Raw genomic sequence first — 18,779 nt, forward strand, 5'->3', positions numbered from 1 at the left:
TCGCCAACCCGTCGGCGCCCCACAATACTGCGACTCCGGCTCTATCTCCTCCTGCAAATTCAATACCAACGGCCGATTCCGCTCACTCTCCACACCCGTCAACGTCGTCCGAAAACACGGCGGCCGCAAATTCGAGGCGACCGTGAATTCCAGCGTCAACGTTTCATTTCCATCCGCGTTGCTCGCACGCACGACGAGACTGAAGAAGCCTGCCTGTTGCCAGGTGCCGGATAGAACGCCGTTGTTATTCAGGGTAACGCCAGGCAACTGCCCACTGACAACGCTCCAACTCGTGGCTGGGCCGCAGTTCGGTGAGGTATCGACTATATGTTGTTTGAGATCGTAGTTGAAGGATTGCCCTTGGGTGACGTATTGATGCATGTAGCGGTTGCTCAGGTTAAAGCATGGAGGCCTTGTGGGGCGTGGAGTGAACGTAAACCACACGGTGATTTCAGCTTGGCCTGCAGAGTTTGAGGCTCGGAATGTGACTGCTTGAGCCGTAGTAGCACTTGTCGGTGTGCCGGAAATCTGGCCGTTGCTGTGTGTCAGACCACTTGGCAGAGTCCCACTTACAATTTGCCATGACGACGGTTGCCCGCAATTGGGATTATTGGTTAAATAATTTCGCAAATCTACAGCTTGGATCGCGGTTCCGACAGTGCCCCCCACTTCGGCGATTGTCTGATTAAAACAGGGTGGCCTCACGTTGGTGGCGATGTTGAAGGTGAGAGTGATGTCGGCTGAGCCAGCGGAGTTGGAGGCGCGGATGGTGACGGATTGGTTGTTGACTGCGGCGGTTGGAGTGCCTGAGATCACGCCATTGTTGTGAATGAGTCCTTGTGGGAGGGAACCGGATACGATTTGCCAGTTGGTGGGCTGGCCGCAATTGGTGCCATTGGAGAGGTAGGTGCGGAGGTCGATGGATTGTAGGGCAGTGCCTACGGTGCCACTAATATTAACTGAGTTTTGGCTAAAGCAGGGCCGTTGGATGTTGGGAGCGATGTTGAACGTTATCTGCAGCGTGGTATCGGCTTGGACATTTTGATTTAAGGGACGCAAGGTGATGGTTGTATTTCCGGTGTTGCTGGGTGTGCCTGAGATGGTGCTTCCGCTGAGGCTGATGCCATTGGGCCAGTTGCCACTGACGATTAGCCATGATGTGGCAGAGCCGCAACTTGATGAGTTTTGAAGGAATGTGTTGAGATCTATCGGGGTGATTGGTTGGCCGACGGTGCCGGAGATTTGCGTGGAGGTTTGATTGAGACAGGGCTTGAGCGGAGCAGCAGCGATATGAAAGTTAACTGCGATCGAGGCATGACCAAAATCGTTCCACGCTTCAATTATGGCATAGTGTCCTGTGGTAGCATTCCGTGGAGTGCCTGTAATCGCTCCTGTTGTGGAATGCAGAGAGAGTCCTTCTGGAAGAGTGGAACCACTCCATACCCGCCACCCTTTGACGGATCCGCAACTGGATGATAATTGCTTGGGGAGTTCGGTGTAATTGAGACTCTGTCCTACGGTGCCGTTTATGTTTACGGTGATGGTATTCCCTGAAATGGTGCACGGGGCAGCACCTGGCTGTGCTACAGTGATTTGGACATCAATTTTGGAGTCCTCTCCACAGTTGGTTTTCGCGGTGAGGGTGTATTTTTGGTTGTGGGAGGTGGACAAGATACCTGTGATGGAGGCAGAATATTCGTTTTTGTTGAGGGTGAGTCCTAGGGGGAGAGATGGGCTGATGAGCCAGTCGTTGATTTTTTTGTTAGAGCTTATCGAGATCTCAATATATTCGCCCGTGGTGAACGATTGTTTTCCGTGACGGGTGAAGCTTGGGCAATTATCGAGGACTTCGAATGGTATGGAATGGATGTTACTGGGTTCGTTGTTGGAATTATATGCGACCACCTGGACTGTGTAGGTGCCTGGCTGATAGAATTCTCCAGTGATTCGGCCTGAGTCGTTAATTTGAAGGGAATAAGCTTGCCAATTTTGGTTTAAGATTTCCCATCGGCTTGCTGGTCCGTTTGCGATCACAGACATTTGTATTGGAGAAGGAAGAGGCCCGACTTTGATTTTTTGTGTGGTCGTTGGGCCAGCAATTTTTAGGGATTTATCGGCGCCGGAGGAGGTTCTTCGCATAATGAATCCATCCTCATATCCTCCTCCAAAAGAGGATTGATGTGGGGTTGAGCCTGAAACGATGTTACTTTGTGAGCGAGTTACACCTGCTACGATAAGGTCTGAGTTAAGCTGAACGATAGAAAATACTGTATCTTGGTCGTGGCCACCAAGGACTTGCCCCCAAGATCGATTGCCATCTGAGCTGTATGCTACAATAAAACCATCACCACTGCCTTGTGGTCTGGCGTCTGTGGATACGCCGGAGATAGAATCGCTCACTCCGGCGGCATAAATTCGGCTGCCATCCGAATGAAGGGCAAAGACGGCCTCTTGCCCTTCTCCTCCGATGAAGTTCCACCATGCTTCGCTTCCGTTGCTTCGGTTTAGGGCAACGACGAATCCGTCTTGCCAGCCTCTTTTGATGCCTTGGTGTGGGGTGTTTTTAATACCCTGTGGGAGAGAATTGCCATCGGTGTAGCCACCAGCATATACCTTTGAAGCATCGAGAGCGAGTGTGTGGATGATGGTCTGATTATCGTTACCTATGTAAGTGCCCCAGGCACGGGTGTTTAAATTTTCTCCGAGCCGAGCAATGAAAGCGGAAGCTATGAAGCCGTTAGCGGGGTGAGAGGATTGTAGGGCTCCTTGACTGGCAATACCCTCGGTCGCAGTGGTGGATCCAGCTATGTAAATTTCTCCATTACTGGCTTTTACTGCTTGGATCTGAGTCTGCCCCCAGCCTCCGTAGTAGGTTGCGGGTCCGTACCCTCCATTGCTGTTGATGATTTGCGCGAAGCCGGTCAATCCACCGAGATGGGTTTTTTGGTAGCCATTGGCGGATAGGTTTGTAGATAGAGTTGAGCCTACAACAATAATTCCTCCGGGGAAAGTGTCTGAGTTAAATAGGGTATCGTCACCATTTCCGCCGATGACTGTACGCCAGATCTCTTGGCCGTTGGATGGGTTTAGTCGTGAGACAAAGCCGTCTTGGCCGCCTTTTGGGTTAGGAATAAAGTTAGTAGAGCGAGAATTACCCACTGCATAGACCCCACCGCCGTCGATTTTGACGGAAACAATTTCATCCTCTGCCCAGCCTCCCAAGTAAGTTGCCCATTGCCTTTTGCCTGATCCGTCGAAAACGGCCACAAAGCCGTCTTTGCTCCCTGCATGGGTGGATTGAGCTACGCCAGGGGTTGCAATACCACTAGGTGATGTGGTAATGCCTCCGACTGCAATTCGGGCTCCATCTGTGTGGACGGATAGGATTCTGTCATCTCCACTTCCGCCATAGTATGTTCCCCAGATAGGGGATGAGGCAAAGCAACTTGGGTTGACGTGCGTAAGACAGCCTAGGATTAAGGTTGGAATGAGACATTTGAAAACGAATAGAGCTTGGGGTGGGAAATGCATAGGGCCCCCTTCGGTTAGATACGGGGTTCGGTGAAAGGGAGCTTGGGGTTTTGATGCTGTAGTTATTTGGCATCTGCTGCGGTTGGTCTTATTTAAAATTTTACCAGTTTTTTTAAGGTAAATTTTCATAGGGTTATGAAGTTAGCCATTAGTATACTGAATTTAAAAAAAATGCAAGAAATTTTTTAATTAAAATTTTTATTAATGCAAATTAAATGGTAAAATTTATGCTCTTCATAGTTGATGTGCTAATAGATAGATATTAATTTTTCTGCAATTTTTTGTGGGTGGATGTTCTTCAGGCAAAGTGGGTGAGGTCGGCATAAATGGTTTACAGAGGCTGAGGCATTGCAGGAGCAATCGGAGGTGAAGACTGTGATGGGGGATTGCCAGGGGCCGAAGTTGTGGGGGTTAGTTTTGCCGAAGAGGGCGATGCCAGGGATTTGGAGCGCAGCGGCGAGGTGCATGGGCATAGAGTCCATGCCGAAGAAAGCTCGGGAGAGGGCGATGAGGGCGCCGAGTTCGTTTACTTTTAGGGTGCCGAAGGCGTGGGGGAGGTTGGGGAAGTGGGTGATGATTTTTCTGGCATAATCGAGCTCGTGTGGAGCTGGGCCAGTGGTGAGGAAGAGGGGGAGGTGGGGTTGTTTTTGTTGTAGCATTTGGAGCAGAGCGATCATGTGGAAGTGTGGCCAGCATTTGGATGGCCAGCGGGCAGTGAGGTGGATGTGGAGGTGGGTGTGGGGTTGGATTTTATGCTGGGAGAGGATGTGGTGGGCTTTTTCGAGGGCCGTAGGGGGTGGGTAATATTCTAGGCGATATTTGGGGGCTTCGGATGGGGAGAGGCCGATGATGTGGAGGTGCTGGGCGACTTCGTGGTAGGAGGGGGGAAGTTTTTCAATCCAGGTGAAAGCACGGCGGGGGATCCATGGTGGGATGCGGTCGCGGCGTGGGGCTATGCGTTCGCGGGCGCGGCTGAGGAGCGCCCATATGAGGTTGCGGTCGTTGATTTGGGTGAAGATATAAGTGCGGTCGAATGGTTTTTTGGTGAGATAGCGGAGGGCGCGGTGAAAATCTGTGAGTCGAGGGAGTTGTGAGCGGGGGATGGCTTCGATGGAATGAAGGCCGGGGAAGTGTGCAAGGAGTTGGGCGGAGAGGGGTTGTGCGAGGAGATGGACTTCGTGACCTTGATTGATGAGGCACCGGAGGGCAGGTGTGGTGAGGATTGCATCCCCGGGTTGTTGAATTTGGATTGCGAGGATGCGCAGGGGCATGAGGGGCAGGCGCTAGACTAGGGCTTGGCGAATTGCTGCTGCGTGGGAGGCAAGCTCCTGTGGGGTGGGGGAGGTTCTTAAGTGTGGGGGGCGGTGCCATCCAAAGCCGTCGCCAGCGATGCGAGGGATAACGTGGAGGTGTAAGTGGAAGATCTCTTGGCCGGCTGCTGCTCCATCGTTTAGCCAGAGGTTGATGCCATCGCAGGGAAGGGAGCTGGAGCGGATGGCGTTGGCGATTTTTTGGGCGATGCGGAAGAGGTGAGCGCCGGTGTCGGGAGGGAGGTCGGTGAGTGAAGCTACTTCTTGTTTGGGGACGACGAGTGTGTGGCCGGGGTGGATGGGTGCGATATCGAGGAAAGCGATGACGAGGTCATCTTCGTAAACGATTGCGGCTGGGATTTCACGTTGGATGATTCGAGTGAAGATAGAGCTCATAGTGATGATTTGATTGTGAAGGGGTTAGAATTCGCCGCGGAAGGTGCAGCGGGCATGTGGGGTTTCGTGTAGGGTGATTTCATAGAGTTCGGGGAGGTGTGGTTTGAGTTGGTGCCAGAGCCAAGCGGCGATGTTTTCGATGGTTGGGTTTTCGAGGCCTGGGATGTCGTTGAGGTAGGCATGGTCTATTTTTTTTAGAATGGGGCGCATGGCTTGTGAGATCTCTGCGTGGTCGCGAAGTAATCCCGTTTGGGGGTTGACAGGGCCTTTTATGCTAATGCTGACCTTGAAGCTGTGGCCATGGATGTGCCGGCATTTGTGCCCCTCTGGAAATGAAGCCAGTGATTGGGCGGCTTCGAAGTGAAAATCTTTGGTGATGATGATTGTCATGCTCGGGAGAAGGGGTGGGATTAGTATATAAAGATTGTATCGTGAGCTATAGCTTATAATGTGTCGCGATGCAATTTTTGATGAAGCACAGCTTTACTGCTTTTTGTGAGGGTCTTTGTTTATGGGTGGGATTGGTGGCTGTGTTTTATGTGGTGGGGTTACAGGCCAGTAGGGATGCGAGTAAGGAGAGGGGGGATGATGGGGTTGTGACAATGGAGACAAAGAGAGTGGTGTATGGTTTTTGGGTAGGTGGGTTGCTAGCTCAAATCACGCAATCGCAAAGAGTGGATAGTGCGGCTTATGCGGAGCCTACTGTGCGCAGGGCTTATCCTCGTGGGTTGGTGCCTCGTGCTGAATTGCATCAGGAGAGTGGCTTGAATCAGGCGCCGGCTGGGCAGGAATGGCGGGCATGGATTGATTCGAGGTATATTGATACACAGACTCTTTATGTAGCGATTTATCAAGTCGGCATGGAGCGTCTGCATTTTTCGTCTGGATGGGTGGATGGGGCTATCGGTCCGATGATGGAGGCGGCTGTGGCGTCGTTTCAACGTTCTATGGGGATTCCTCAGACAGGGAGGATAGATGTGCTAACAAGTCAGGCGATGGGGAGTATTCCGCAACCTTTTATTCTTTATACGATAACGGCTGAAGATGTTAAATTAGTGGATCCTCCACCTGAAAAGTTTTTGGACAAAAGCAAGAAGAAGAGACTTGGGTATTACAACTTATGGGAGGTGTTGGTTGAAAAGTTTCATGTAGCTCCTTATTTTTTAAGGCGTTTGAATCCTGCGGTGCAAGAGTTGGGTGTAGGGGTGCAGGTGGTGGTGCCAAATGTTGAAAGCAAGCGACCTTTGCCGAGCTACAAGGATGTGGGCGAGATCAAGGTGCATTTGACATCTAAATCGATACAAGTGTTTGATAAAAAGGCGAGGATAGTTGCGCACTTTCCCATTGCGATAGCAGCGGATAAGGAGAAGGCTCCGGTAGGAAGATTGAAAGTGATCAGTAGTGTGGAAAATCCCAACTATCTTTTTAATCCTGAGATTATGAAGGAAATTGCAGAAAAGGAAGGGATCACGCAAAAATTGGTGATTCCTCCGGGACCTAACAATCCTGTCGGGATACATTGGATTGGTCTAAATCGTCCGGGGTATGGGATTCATGGAACGGCTGTGCCGTCGCAGATTGGCCAAGCGGTGTCGCATGGTTGCATTCGTCTGGCAAATTGGAATGTCAAGAAGTTTCGACAAATGGTGAAAATCGGATCAGAGATTGATGTGGTATGGTGATAGGGGAGTGGTGATGTGGGTGCTTTGTTAATTGAATTGTAACATTTAAGCGTGACAATTTGTTTTGATCGAGAGACAAAAGGAGGATGAGTGAAATGAAAAAGAGTTTGTCGGGAAAAGTCGGTTTAATATTTGGTGTAGCTAATCGTAGGAGCATTGCATGGGCAATCGCGCAAGCATGGCATGAAGCGGGGGCTCGGTTGATATTCAACTATCAAGGTGAGAGAGTTAAGGAGAACGTTGAAGAGTTGGTGGAGACTTTTGGTGATGGTACACCTGTCTATCCATGCGATGTGACGAGTGATGGGGAAATTGAGGCGTTTATGTCGAACGTCCGAAACCATACGGATCGCGTCCATTTGCTGTTGCATAGTGTTGCTTATGCGCCTAGGGAAGCTTTGGCGGGACGCTTTATTCAGACCACTCGTGAGGCATTTAGGATTGCGCATGATGTCAGTGCGTATTCACTTTTGGGATTAGCTCGAGCTGTTTTGCCTTTGATGAGTGAGGGGGGGAGTATTGTGGCGATGACCTACTATGGTGCTGAAAAGGTTATTCCGCACTATAATGTGATGGGGGTGGCGAAAGCCTCGCTTGAGGCGACAGTGCGTTATCTTGCTTATGATTTAGGTCCACAGAAGATTCGTGTAAACGCTATCAGTGCGGGGCCGATGAATACTTTAGCAGCACGGGGAATAGCCGGCTTTACGGAGATGTTGAAATATTACGAAGCTAATTCACCGCTTCGGAGAAATGTGGAGTTTGCTGAACTTGGTGCTACGGGCCTTTTTTTGGCTGAAGACGGAAGTGCGGCTATCACGGGGCAGACGATTTACGTGGATTGCGGATATAGCGTCATGGGGATGCAGGCAGAGCCGTTAAAACAGGATAAACAGCCTCGGGTTTAGGTATTCCTAGAGGTGCTATTCGGAGAGGGGGCAGGAGCGTTATCTGACGGAGTTTTTGGAGGCAAACGTCTTTTGGTTTGATGGGGATTTGAGATGGGTATTTCGCCAGTGGTGGCGGATCCAATGAAAGAGGATTTGTTGCGCATAGCCTGCATAAGGCCCGAAGTGTGAGGCGGCGAATTTTTGGATAGCTTCGGGTGAAAGTTTTTGTTTGCGCGGAAGATATATTTTTCGAACGAGGCGGAGAATCCAGGTATCTAGAGGAAAGGCGACGTAGTGTCCTAAAGCAAAGAGGCAGATGCAATCTGCAATTTTGGGGCCAACGCCTCGCAGAAGTTGAAGTCTTTGATGAGCCTGATTGTAGGGTAGCAATGCTAATGAACGTAGGTCGAGCTCTCCTGATGCGATTTGTTGAGCGGCTATCCTTAGGCTTTTGGCGCGAAAACCAAGACCTAGTGCACGCAATTCTGATTCTGACGTTTGGGCGAGGGTCTCGGGTGTGGGGAAAGAAAAATGTTTCGGAGATATGGGTTGACCGAGATGTTGACGCAATCGAGAAACAAGGGTTGAGATGTGCGGAATTTGTTTTTGAGAGGAGAGTATAAATGAGGCGATTGTTTCCCACAGGGGCTGCCTGAGCAGAATCATCCCGCCAGCGTAGTCTAGCGCAGCCTTTAAGACACGATCGTCAGAGGGAAATGTGGCTACCATTTTATCCCAATCCTGATGGGCTTGGAAATAGTCCTCAACAACTTCACGCGGAGCTGAAGTGCGTATAATAAAGGTGTTGTGATTTAGTTGTCGAATTTGTGTTGGGAATGCATCTATGTAGCCCTTCCATGAACCATCGTTCTGTGGAGTCCAAACAAAAGATTGTCCACAGGTAAAGGTGGTTGTTAGATCAACTTTAGCCTTATGGGCAAATTTTAGAGTCAGAGATAAAGGCTGGGGCGACATTTGGGGGCACAGTAGTAAAGTTCAAGAGAGTTGCTCAATGCCGGCCTTCAAGATTAATAGTGCTATAATGTTAAGTGTGTTGAAGCCAATATGTATACCAATCGAGGCCCACACGGAACCGGTTCGCTCATAAGCTGCCGTAAGAAGTAATCCTAACAAGAAAAGTGGCAGAAATCCCACCCAGTAGAAATGTATCCAAGCGAATATAAGGCTTGTTACAAAGGCTGCGATGAGGGGATGGGAGAAAGTTTTAAGTAACGGGTATAACGTGCCTCGGAAGAAAAATTCTTCGATGAGAGGAGCTATAAAGCAAGCTTGAAGGACAAAGACAAGGATGGGGACGAGGCCCTGAGTTTGTAAGAAAATTTTAACGGCGGGTTGTTCGTGGAAGGGCCATTTTGCAAGGAACCAGAGGTAAGTTAAAGATGCATGTAATAGCCAAAGAATGAATACCGTGCCGAGGCCGAGCAGGATATAGTGGAAGATAAAACGCAAGGGGCTGGGCCACCATCCAAGTCGAAGAATTTCCCCCGTGCCCAATGTCAAGGGGACTAGGAGTAGACTTCCGATTAACATTATGGTGGTCTCAAAGGATTCGAGTTGAGCTATTACTAGCCAAGTTCCTATGGCACAGATAAAGGGTAACGGTCGCGATAGAGGTGTGACTTTTCCTCCCTCACATTTCAAGCTCTTTAGTAAGGCTGTCCATGGTTTTGCAGTGATGAGAAAGAGTAAAATCGCACTGAGAAATAGAAAGATGAACCACGGTGCAACGGCTTGTGTGGCTCGCCATTCGTTCTCGGATAGCCAACTCATGGGTTGAAATTTTGCTAGTAGAGAGCAGGGCACAAGCTTTTTATCTTTGGCACCAGCTTATAGTTCGTTAGTTTAAGCTAAGGGAAAGTAGTGTATAGTTTGGTTTTTTTAGGACATATGGCACATCAATCGCTTGAGAATGATTCTAGAATGACAGAGCTTGAGAGAATTCGCCATTCATGCGCACACGTCATGGCGACAGCTATATCAAGGCTTTGGCCGGATGCGCAATTCGCTTATGGACCACCGGTAGAGAATGGATTTTACTATGATTTGGAATGTTCACATCGGATTACCCCGGAGGATTTTCCCGCGATCGAGGCAGAGATGAAGAAAGAGATCAGGGCTAATCATCCTTTTGAGAGAATCGAAGTGAGTCGTGAACAAGCTATTACTGACGCAATGTCTGGACGATTAGGCAGTTTATCCGTTCGTGAAGGACAACCGTCGAAGTATAAGCTTGACCTGATTCAACAAATTCCTGAGGGAGAGGTGATCACGTATTACCGAAATGGCGATTTTATAGATCTCTGTGCTGGACCTCATGTGATGCGGACTGGGGAAATCGGAGCTTTCAAGTTGACCTCGGTCGCAAGCGCTTATTACAAAGGGGACGAGCGCAATCCCCAACTGCAAAGGATCTACGGCACAGCATTTAAAACAAAGGCAGAGTTAGATGCCTATTTTGCGATGATCGAGGAGGCGAAGAAACGTGACCATCGTCGTCTTGGTGCAGAGCTTTCTCTTTATGTTATCGATGCTGAGTATGTGGGAGCGGGGCTTCCTCTTTGGTTGCCGAATGGCACAGTGCTAGTGGAAGAACTTGAAAAATTAGCTAAGGAAACAGAATTTCGATCGGGTTATCAAAGGGTGCGCACGCCACACATCGCGCGAGAGAAGATGTATGTAACTTCCGGGCATCTCCCATACTACGCGGATAGTATGTTTCCGCCGATCGTCGTAAGTGAAGGATCTGAGCAAACCTTAGGAAATACGGATAAGGCAGAGAAAGCGACCGAGCGATATTATTTGAAAGCCATGAACTGTCCTCATCATCATCGGATTTTTGCTGCTCAGCCGAGGAGTTATCGTGATCTCCCTTTACGCTTAGCTGAATATGGATGTTGTTATCGTTACGAGCAAAGTGGGGAACTTTTTGGCCTGATGCGTGTGCGGTCATTGAACATGAACGACGCCCACATTTATTGCACTGAGGAGCAGTTTGCAGAGGAATTTCGGGCGGTGAATGAGATGTATCTCCACTACTTTAAAATTTTTGGATTCCAAAAATATGTGATGCGCTTCTCAACTCACGACCCAACAAAATTGGGGCAAAAATATGTGAATGAGCCGGAACTTTGGTTGAAGACTGAAGCAATGGTCAGGCAGGTCTTAATAGATAGTGGAATTCCCTTTGTTGAGGTCCCTAATGAAGCAGCTTTCTACGGACCCAAAATTGACGTTCAAGTCTGGAGCGCGGTTGGGCGTGAATTCACAATAGCGACTAACCAAGTGGACTTTGCTGTTCCAAAGCGTTTTGGCTTGACCTATCGGGATCGCGACAATACTGAGAAGACTCCTCTCTGTATCCATCGTGCACCGCTTGGGACGCACGAGCGATTCATTGGTTTTTTAATTGAACATTACGCTGGGAATTTTCCTTTGTGGTTATCCCCTGAGCAAGTGAGAATATTGACAATTGGGGTGGAAGAGCCGCTACTTCAATATGCGCGTGGAATTGAATCGATCCTGATTCAAGAATTGGTGCGGGTCCGCGGAGATTACTCTAGTGATCCGATCAAGGCTAAAATTGCCAATGCGGAAAAAGCGCACGTCCACACAATGCTAATCATAGGACCGCGTGATCTTGCGGAAGGAAAAGTCTCGGTGCGACTCCGCGGGAAAGGTCCACAGGGGGCATTACCTAAAGATAAAGTTATAGAAAACATTATTTCCGCTATCTCTGAAAGACGACCTGATTAAGACATTATGCCTAAATCTCTCCCGAGAGCTTCACGTGCTGAGGTGTCGCGCAAGACTCGTCCCAAGACTCACCGAGCATTACAACATATCGATAAAACGCAACACCTGATTCGAAAAATTCAGGCCGTATTTGAACTGCCACTCTTGATTTATTGGACATCGTCAGGCGGCTCAATTTGCCATAATGATGTTGTGGCGATGTCCAGATTACTCGTCGACTGGAAAAGTGCTGGGAGAGTTGCACTCTTCCTCAAATCGGATGGTGGCAATCCAGAAGCAGCGTTACGGTTAGTCCATTTGCTTCGACAGCGTTTTTCTCACATTACTCTACTGGCGCCTTTTGAGTGCGCGTCGGCAGCGACGATGGTGGCTCTCGGCGCTAATGAAATCTATATGGGACCGACCTCTTATCTGACGGCAGTAGACACTTCTTTAAAACACGATCTGTCTCCAGTGGACCATCACAACAATCTCGTCTCTGTAAGCCAAGATGAGGTTATGAGAATTTTACGGATGTGGAGGGAACAAAAACTAGCCAGCAATCCATTTCCTGAAATTTACAAATATCTGCACCCCCTTGTGCTCGGGGCGTTAGATCGCTCAAGCTCTCTTTCAATGAGGATTTGCAAAGAACTATTGAGTTACCACATGGACGATACGGCTAAAGCCGATCGGATTAGCTATGCGCTTAATTATGAATATCCATCGCATTCTTATCCGATCACAGCACGAGAAGCTCGTCGGATCGGACTCACAGTTAAGGATTTGACGGCTGAGCAGGATGCTTTGTTAAGAGACCTCTATCACGTTTTATCGGAAATGACACAAGTGGATATAACGGATTACGACACTCAAAATTACCACAACGAAGAAATCTGCAACGTGCTAGAAATAGAAGGGCGACAAGTTTATTTTCTAGTAGATAAAGATTGGCATTATCGCTCGGAGGAACGCCGCTGGGTCCCCATGCATGATCGCTCAGGATGGTTTCAGACGCTTCGAGTTAACAAACAGTGGAAGACCGAGAAATTCTACATCCGTTAGAGATGAAGTTTTGCTAACTAACATCTATTTTTGACATTAAAAATATCGGTTGTATTTGGTATTTTAAGATGCTGCGTGTAAAAATATCTTTATCTTTCTTACTGATAGTAGCCTCGGCAGTATCGGTAATTGCGCCATGCGCACTTGTTGCATCGTCGGATGCAACAGTCCGTGCGCCATTTGACTCTAACAACAACTTGCCTAACTGGATTTCTATCTTGCCCATTCCTGAAGGTGATGCTCAGAATTTTCTGCAATTTCAGATTAACGCTCCTAGAGCCAACAACACCCAAGCTCTTTTCATTACAGTTTTCTTTCGGGATCGAGCAAATGGGTATCTAAAAGCGAGTTGGGAAACGGATGCTGGCCAAAACTATCTCCTCTCAGAAAATCTCTTCGAGGGGACTGGTGTGCCAAACCAACGTTCTTTTCTGATCTCCTCTGATCGCATTACAAATACAAACACGCTGATTTTTGAAGCTCAGGAAAACATAGATGCCCTCATCAAAGTGCAGTTCCAATGGGTAAGCGCTGAGACGATCCACATCATTCCTGAAGAGCATCCATCAGAACCCAAGCTTCTTTTAGTGGATTCAAATAACAAAACCTATTCCCAACATGACCTTTCAGGAGAGCCTCAACAGCCAACCGTAGATTATTGGCAAGGCAGGGTTATTAATGCGGCGGTTATAGAAACTTATGCGCGCATAGACGAAGGTGTAAGATTCTTCGTAACTTTAGAAAAACAGCCGTTGCATGCTCGTATACAAACCCAAATTATTGGTCCAGCACTTCTTGATCGCATCGGGGTTTGGGTTAACGACCAATATGCAGGCATCTTAAACATCGAAGTGCCCTCACTAGCGACAAGCGGCATTTTCGAAAGACCCAACAGACAAGCTTATTTTGCAGGATGGCGGCAAGGCACAATCTATATTGACCCGAAGCTTCTTGACTCTGGCGAAAACTCAATTCTCTTTGAAATACGACGACGTGATCCAAGGGACATTTTCCCAATACACATCAAAGATTTTTATTTACAGCTCGCCTACTAGTGCGAACAACTTTGCAGAAACACCCCCCATCTCCACAAGCCGTGAAGTGTTAACGTCGGATCGTGAATGACCTTTTGTTCAAGCGCTTGAATGATAAAAGCAGCATCCCCTCCCGTTGCAACTATAGTGGGACTCCGCATGTGTTGCTCCTTCACCACACGTGCTAAGATTTCTTTAACCAATCCACTGTAGCCCCAATAAGCTCCAGCGCGAATTGCCCCTGCTGTGCTTTTACCGACAGTGCGATGCGGTCGTCGTAGCTGGATCAATGGCAATAGAGCCGTCTTTTCGTGGAGATACTCAGTCATCAGACTCAGCCCCGGAGCTATCACACCACCACAATAAGCCCCATCCGCATTGATAATATCAAAGGTCACAGCCGTGCCAAAGTCTACTACGATTGCTGGCGCACCATATTTATCTTGAGCACCAATAGCATTCGCCAAACGATCAGCGCCGATTGTTTCAGGCCGAGGATATTCGAGTGAAATCGGTAAAGCTGCTCTGCCGTGTAGCAACCTCAAAGCTGTGCCATGAACCTGGAGCTGCCTTTTAAATATATCGGTCACACTTGGCACTACGCTGCTCAAATAAACACATGTGGGGGGATGCTTATTCCATATATTATCTTGAAACCAAGAGGGGTTGATTTTCGAAGTGGCGACTCGCTTGACAGCTTGCATCCGGCTAGGCGAAGCCCAACACCATTTTGTGTATGAATTGCTAACGTCGACCAGCAGCCATTGAGCTGTCGGCATCGCTCCACCTCAAGCATTAGCGGTCACATTCGCCCATCACGAAGTCAAGGCTACCAAGGATGGCAACGACGTCTGACATCATGCAACCAGGCAGAATTTTGGGCAAAATAGAGAGATTAACAAAAGATGGCGCGCGAATTTTCAGACGATAAGGGACGCCTCCGCCTTTGCTGTAAATGTAAAAACCGAGTTCGCCCTTTGGATTTTCAGCTCCGAAGTAGATTTCGCCCTTGGGTGCGTTGATCCCTTGGGTGACTATCATGAATTGGTGAATCAATTCCTCCATTTTAGTCAGCACCGCATCTTTTTGGGGCAAGACGTTTTTGTCGTCGCAAATATTAATCGGGCCATCGGGCATTGTATCGATGGCTTGATGGATGATATGGCATGACTGCCGCATTTCCTCTAGGCGCACAAGGTATCGGTCGTAACAATCTCCAACGGATCCTAGCGGCACTTCAAAGTCGTATTTTTCGTAACCGATGTAAGGGTGTTTCTTGCGCAGGTCGTAATCTACACCACTACCACGAGCGTTTGGGCCAGTTAACCCATAATTCATCGCATCTTCTTTGCTGATGACGCCTATATCTTTGGTGCGGTTTATAAAAATCGGGTTACGCGTAAGAAGCTTATCAATCTCATCAACGGCCGGCAGGAATTGATCCACAAATTTGATCACTTCTGATTTCCAACCCTCGGGTATATCTCGAGCTAATCCTCCGATGCGGGTGTAGGTCGTGGTAAAACGAGCGCCGGTGAGGGCTTCAATGAGGTTGTAGATTTTTTCTCTCTCGGTAAAGGTGTAGAGAAAGATTGTCATCGCCCCACAATCCATAGCAAAAGCGCCTAGACCGAGTAAGTGGGCAGAAATGCGGGCGAGTTCACAACACACTACGCGAATAGCTGCGCAGCGTGGAGTAATTTCCATACCCATGAGTTTCTCCACAGCGCAAGCGTAGGCGACGTTGTTGGCTAATGGCGCGAGGTAATCAAGCCGATCGGTGTAGGGGATGAACTGGTTATAGTGCATATTTTCGGCGATTTTTTCGTCGCCGCGATGCAAATATCCTATGTCCGGCGTGGCTTTGGTGATAATTTCTCCGTCAAGCTCAAGCTCAATTCTCAAGACGCCATGGGTGCTCGGGTGAGAAGGTCCCATGTTTAATACGAGCTTGCTGTTGATAGCATCCTCGGATTGTGCTTGCTCTAGGGCTTTTTGGCCAGCAGCTAGGCTGTCGCCGGCTACGAATTCGATAGTTTGTGTAGGCATGTTGTTTTGGGTGCTTAAGGTTATTTGTGATCGGGTAGATTAAAAGGCCGGGTTTGCACGAGGTTCACGGTCGTGGCTATGTGATTCAGGGCGGGTGACGAAAGGCCCGCCAGCCATTGGCGCAGGGCGGCTGAATGCGATCTCTCCCTCGTCACTACTTTTCCCTTCAAGGGGAAAATCTTTGCGGAGTGGATAGTAGGGATAACCTTCCCACATTAAGATTCGACGCAAGTCGGGGTGACCACGGAAACGTATCCCCATCATGTCATAGATTTCACGCTCGTGCCAATCGGCTGTTGCATAAATTGAGGTGATAGAAGGGAGTTCAGCTTTCTCTTCGGGAACGCTTGTTTTGATGCGCAAATGAAAGCCAGCATCGAGGTGATAAAATTCATAGACAATTTCAAAGCGCGGCTCCGACCCATAGTGATCTATGCTCGTGATGTCCAGGAGATAAGCGCATCCAATGTCTTTTTTGAGATATAAAGCAACTTCTGGCAGATCTTCAGCGTTTTTGACGCGTATGGTGTATTCACCACGGAAAGTTGTGGGTTTTTCGAGTTTATCTCCGAATCTGACGGCGAGAAGTTTCAAAGCATACTCAAGGTTCATAGTGTTGGTCTAGCTGGAAGGATTAGAAAGAAATTAAGCTTCAATAACGGCTGGGGGTTGTTTTAGGCGGCGTAAGGAAGGCTCTGTATCGATTTTCTGTTGGAGGCGCATCAATCCCTCGAGCAGAGCTTCTGGGCGGGGGGGGCATCCAGAAATATAAATATCTACGGGAAGTAATTGATCGATTCCTTGGAGCACTGCATAGCTGCGATACATCCCACCGCTGCTTGCGCAAGCTCCCATCGCAATCACCCACTTAGGATCAGGCATTTGCTCGTAAATTCTTTTCACTGAGTATGCCATTTTGTAGGTGACGGTGCCAGCTACGATGAGCAGATCGGATTGTCGGGGTGAAAACCGCATCACCTCGGCGCCGAATCGCGCAATATCGAAACGTGATGAAGCAGCCGCCATCAGCTCGATGGCGCAACAGGCTAGTCCCATCGGCATAGGCCAGAGAGAGTTTTTTCGCATCCAGTTTATTGCGGCTTCTAGCTTTGTGATGACGACGTTTCCTTCGACTTTGGAGTTATAGGCAATTTCACGACCATGAACCATAATCTTTTGAAATTTAGTTCTTAATGTAGCCCGCTTCCATGAGCTCGCAAAGGTGAAACTTAGCTTTGTGGCTGATTGTTTTTCGATCCTCATCCGCCCGGCTTGCGATGCAGGAATTAGCTTTTCTGAAGCCGTGCGCAGACGTATTTTGAGATATGCCTTGTTTGGATTGCGATGGATTGAGACGAGGCTTTACGCTCCTTGAGATTATCATCGCAATTTTTGTGGTATCACTAATTATTGGGATATCGGTGCCAGTTGTGTCTGGGATTTACTTAGAAGAACAGTTACGTGTGACTACTCGGGCTCTTGAGGAGTATTGCGTGCGCGCGAGGACTATGGCAACCAGTGAGCAAAAAACCTACGCTATTGTTTTTAATCCCAGGGGATTTGACTTAGTTGAGGCTAAAGAAGACCTCGAAGGAGATCTTGATCCCATCATGACACACTATTGGGCAAAGGATGCACTGTGTGAGCTCATGATTTGGCCAGAGAAACAGTGGAAGAAGGTAGCTCGACACGTTGTCTATTTTTACCCAGAGGGGCTCTCAACGCCTTTTCGTTTCCGTATACAAATCGGTGAGGGGATAATTGAACAAATCTATCATCCCCTCACCGGTCGTGTGGTCGATGAGAGCTACGCTTTACCGTGAAATTAGTTAGCTGCCGGAGATCCCTGTGGATCGTCTTCAGAAGAACTGCCTGATGAAGAATCCGTGGAGGGAGTTTCAGCGGATGTAGAGTTACCCGTTGAAACCTGAGAAGGATTCTCCACTGAAACACTCTTCTCTTGATCTGCTTCTGCTGCCTGAAGCGCTGGATCACTCTTGGCACTGCTGACCACAATCGTCCGCCCCATAAATTCCGTGCGGTGTAAGGCTTCAGCAGCTTGGCGGGCGGCTGAAAGCGTTTCCATCTCTACAAAACCGAACCCCTTAGAGCGATGGGTGCGGCGATCCATGATTATCTCGACGTTTTTCACCACACCATAACGTGTAAAGACATCGTAAAGATCGCTCTCAGTGGTATCATATGACAAGTTTCCTACATAAAGACGCGGCGTGGTGATCGACTCTGGATTGAAAGGTTCTGGCTCAGCACGCGAAGCTAAGCTGCTTGCAGAAGAAGCCGAACGTGTCCGGGAACGTCCACTCGATTTAGCGGTTTTCTCCGAACGTATCCCTAAAAAGCTTAGTATCCGACTCCAGAGACTAGGTTTGGATGAACGAGAACGATGACGACGTTCATGTTCTCCATCTGATGAGGCCTCTCGGGATCTTGAACCGCTGGGGCGTGCCCCACGGGTACTTGAACGCGATGACCGACGAAATGAAGAGCGGCGTTGTGTATGGGACATAGCATATCACTTTCTAAGTGAAAGCATCAGCGCTGCATGAGGAAACGCGAATAGGTCCAAGCAGCCACTCCACCACCGAGAAGCGGACCGATCCAATACGCGATCGCTTGAATCCATCCGTTTTCTCCGAAAAGCCCACCACTCACAAGCCAAGGCCCGATCATCCTAGCGGGATTCAGTGCTCCACCGGTCTGTGGGCCGATGGCCAAAATCCCTATCGTGACCGTGAAACCGATGGCCAAACCACCGATCTTGGGTCCACGAGGATCTATGCCTGTGCCAAATACGACGAACACCAAAAAGAATGTAGCGATAGCTTCCAGGGTTACTCCTCGGAGAAAAGCCCATTCTAAATCAAAATCGAGTTTAGGAGTGCCGTGGATCAAAGCTTCGTTTCCGTAGAGCACAAGAGCCAGTGTGGCAGCCAGAGCGCTTCCTGCGAGCTGGGCTACCCAGTATTTGAGCATTCCGAAGAACGATAATTTTCCTCCCAGCCACGCGCCAAAACTGACGGCAGGGTTGAGATGTCCTCCGGAAATACT

At 48.8% G+C, this 18,779-nt stretch carries 19 protein-coding genes; 6 read left to right on the top strand and 13 right to left on the bottom strand.

Annotated features, from left to right (window positions below; genetic code table 11):
• From NZM04_08170 to queD, 4 genes are all read right to left on the bottom strand, one after another.
• Nucleotides 1-3,531: Ig domain-containing protein (locus tag NZM04_08170; protein ID MCS7063997.1), on the bottom strand; the 3,531-nt coding region annotated here is incomplete at its 3' end.
• Between the two features lie 248 nt (nucleotides 3,532-3,779).
• Nucleotides 3,780-4,802, bottom strand: a complete 1,023-nt coding sequence (locus NZM04_08175) for a glycosyltransferase family 9 protein (GenBank protein MCS7063998.1) — start codon at nucleotides 4,800-4,802, stop codon at nucleotides 3,780-3,782.
• 12 nt (nucleotides 4,803-4,814) lie between these two features.
• Nucleotides 4,815-5,237 (bottom strand): HIT family protein, encoded by a 423-nt coding sequence (locus tag NZM04_08180; GenBank protein ID MCS7063999.1) that lies wholly within the window; start codon nucleotides 5,235-5,237, stop codon nucleotides 4,815-4,817.
• A 24-nt stretch (nucleotides 5,238-5,261) separates the two neighbouring features.
• Nucleotides 5,262-5,627 (bottom strand): 6-carboxytetrahydropterin synthase QueD, encoded by a 366-nt coding sequence (gene queD / locus NZM04_08185; GenBank protein MCS7064000.1) that lies wholly within the window; start codon nucleotides 5,625-5,627, stop codon nucleotides 5,262-5,264.
• Nucleotides 5,628-5,707: 80 nt separating this feature from the next.
• Between queD and NZM04_08190 the strand changes: the two genes are divergently transcribed.
• Entirely contained in the window at nucleotides 5,708-6,919 is a 1,212-nt protein-coding gene (locus NZM04_08190; GenBank protein MCS7064001.1) for a L,D-transpeptidase, read from the top strand.
• Between the two features lie 95 nt (nucleotides 6,920-7,014).
• Nucleotides 7,015-7,827: an enoyl-ACP reductase gene (locus NZM04_08195; protein ID MCS7064002.1), complete on the top strand. Its 813-nt coding sequence runs from the start codon at nucleotides 7,015-7,017 to the stop codon at nucleotides 7,825-7,827.
• 39 nt (nucleotides 7,828-7,866) lie between these two features.
• On the opposite strand, the gene NZM04_08200 is transcribed toward NZM04_08195, so the two are convergent.
• The gene (locus tag NZM04_08200) at nucleotides 7,867-8,784 is read right to left on the bottom strand and encodes a hypothetical protein (protein MCS7064003.1); all 918 of its coding nucleotides are present in this window, start codon (nucleotides 8,782-8,784) and stop codon (nucleotides 7,867-7,869) included.
• A gap of 21 nt (nucleotides 8,785-8,805) precedes the next feature.
• Complete coding sequence (locus NZM04_08205; GenBank protein MCS7064004.1) at nucleotides 8,806-9,600, bottom strand: CPBP family intramembrane metalloprotease; 795 nt, start codon at nucleotides 9,598-9,600, stop codon at nucleotides 8,806-8,808.
• Between the two features lie 117 nt (nucleotides 9,601-9,717).
• Here NZM04_08205 and thrS point away from each other — a divergent pair, with 117 nt between their 5' ends.
• Nucleotides 9,718-11,583 (top strand): threonine--tRNA ligase, encoded by a 1,866-nt coding sequence (gene thrS, locus NZM04_08210; GenBank protein MCS7064005.1) that lies wholly within the window; start codon nucleotides 9,718-9,720, stop codon nucleotides 11,581-11,583.
• A gap of 6 nt (nucleotides 11,584-11,589) precedes the next feature.
• Nucleotides 11,590-12,627 (top strand): hypothetical protein, encoded by a 1,038-nt coding sequence (locus NZM04_08215; GenBank protein MCS7064006.1) that lies wholly within the window; start codon nucleotides 11,590-11,592, stop codon nucleotides 12,625-12,627.
• A gap of 13 nt (nucleotides 12,628-12,640) precedes the next feature.
• Here NZM04_08215 and NZM04_08220 read toward each other — a convergent pair whose 3' ends face one another.
• The gene (locus tag NZM04_08220; protein ID MCS7064007.1) at nucleotides 12,641-12,853 is read right to left on the bottom strand and encodes a hypothetical protein; all 213 of its coding nucleotides are present in this window, start codon (nucleotides 12,851-12,853) and stop codon (nucleotides 12,641-12,643) included.
• Between NZM04_08220 and NZM04_08225 the strand changes: the two genes are divergently transcribed.
• Entirely contained in the window at nucleotides 12,846-13,682 is an 837-nt protein-coding gene (locus NZM04_08225; GenBank protein ID MCS7064008.1) for a hypothetical protein, read from the top strand. The genes NZM04_08220 and NZM04_08225 overlap by 8 nt on opposite strands.
• Here NZM04_08225 and NZM04_08230 read toward each other — a convergent pair.
• The 4 genes from NZM04_08230 to nuoB are packed head-to-tail and all read right to left on the bottom strand — an operon-like array spanning nucleotide 13,679 to nucleotide 16,883.
• The gene (locus tag NZM04_08230) at nucleotides 13,679-14,440 is read right to left on the bottom strand and encodes a type III pantothenate kinase (protein ID MCS7064009.1); all 762 of its coding nucleotides are present in this window, start codon (nucleotides 14,438-14,440) and stop codon (nucleotides 13,679-13,681) included. The genes NZM04_08225 and NZM04_08230 overlap by 4 nt on opposite strands.
• A gap of 16 nt (nucleotides 14,441-14,456) precedes the next feature.
• Nucleotides 14,457-15,710, bottom strand: a complete 1,254-nt coding sequence (gene nuoD, locus NZM04_08235) for an NADH dehydrogenase (quinone) subunit D (GenBank protein MCS7064010.1) — start codon at nucleotides 15,708-15,710, stop codon at nucleotides 14,457-14,459.
• 39 nt (nucleotides 15,711-15,749) lie between these two features.
• Nucleotides 15,750-16,322: an NADH-quinone oxidoreductase subunit C gene (locus NZM04_08240; protein MCS7064011.1), complete on the bottom strand. Its 573-nt coding sequence runs from the start codon at nucleotides 16,320-16,322 to the stop codon at nucleotides 15,750-15,752.
• Between the two features lie 33 nt (nucleotides 16,323-16,355).
• Nucleotides 16,356-16,883 carry an NADH-quinone oxidoreductase subunit NuoB gene (nuoB, locus tag NZM04_08245; protein MCS7064012.1) on the bottom strand — a complete coding sequence of 176 codons (528 nt, stop codon included), beginning with the start codon at nucleotides 16,881-16,883 and terminating at the stop codon, nucleotides 16,356-16,358.
• 335 nt (nucleotides 16,884-17,218) lie between these two features.
• On the opposite strand from nuoB, the gene NZM04_08250 reads away from it, so the two are divergent.
• Entirely contained in the window at nucleotides 17,219-17,533 is a 315-nt protein-coding gene (locus NZM04_08250; GenBank protein MCS7064013.1) for a hypothetical protein, read from the top strand.
• Nucleotides 17,534-17,535: 2 nt separating this feature from the next.
• Here NZM04_08250 and NZM04_08255 read toward each other — a convergent pair whose 3' ends face one another.
• Nucleotides 17,536-18,237 (bottom strand): hypothetical protein, encoded by a 702-nt coding sequence (locus NZM04_08255; protein MCS7064014.1) that lies wholly within the window; start codon nucleotides 18,235-18,237, stop codon nucleotides 17,536-17,538.
• A gap of 26 nt (nucleotides 18,238-18,263) precedes the next feature.
• Nucleotides 18,264-18,779: aquaporin (locus NZM04_08260; GenBank protein ID MCS7064015.1), on the bottom strand; the 516-nt coding region annotated here is incomplete at its 5' end.

This window comes from Candidatus Methylacidiphilales bacterium, from assembly GCA_025056655.1.
In the GTDB taxonomy this organism is placed as follows: Bacteria; Verrucomicrobiota; Verrucomicrobiia; order Methylacidiphilales; family JANWVL01; genus JANWVL01.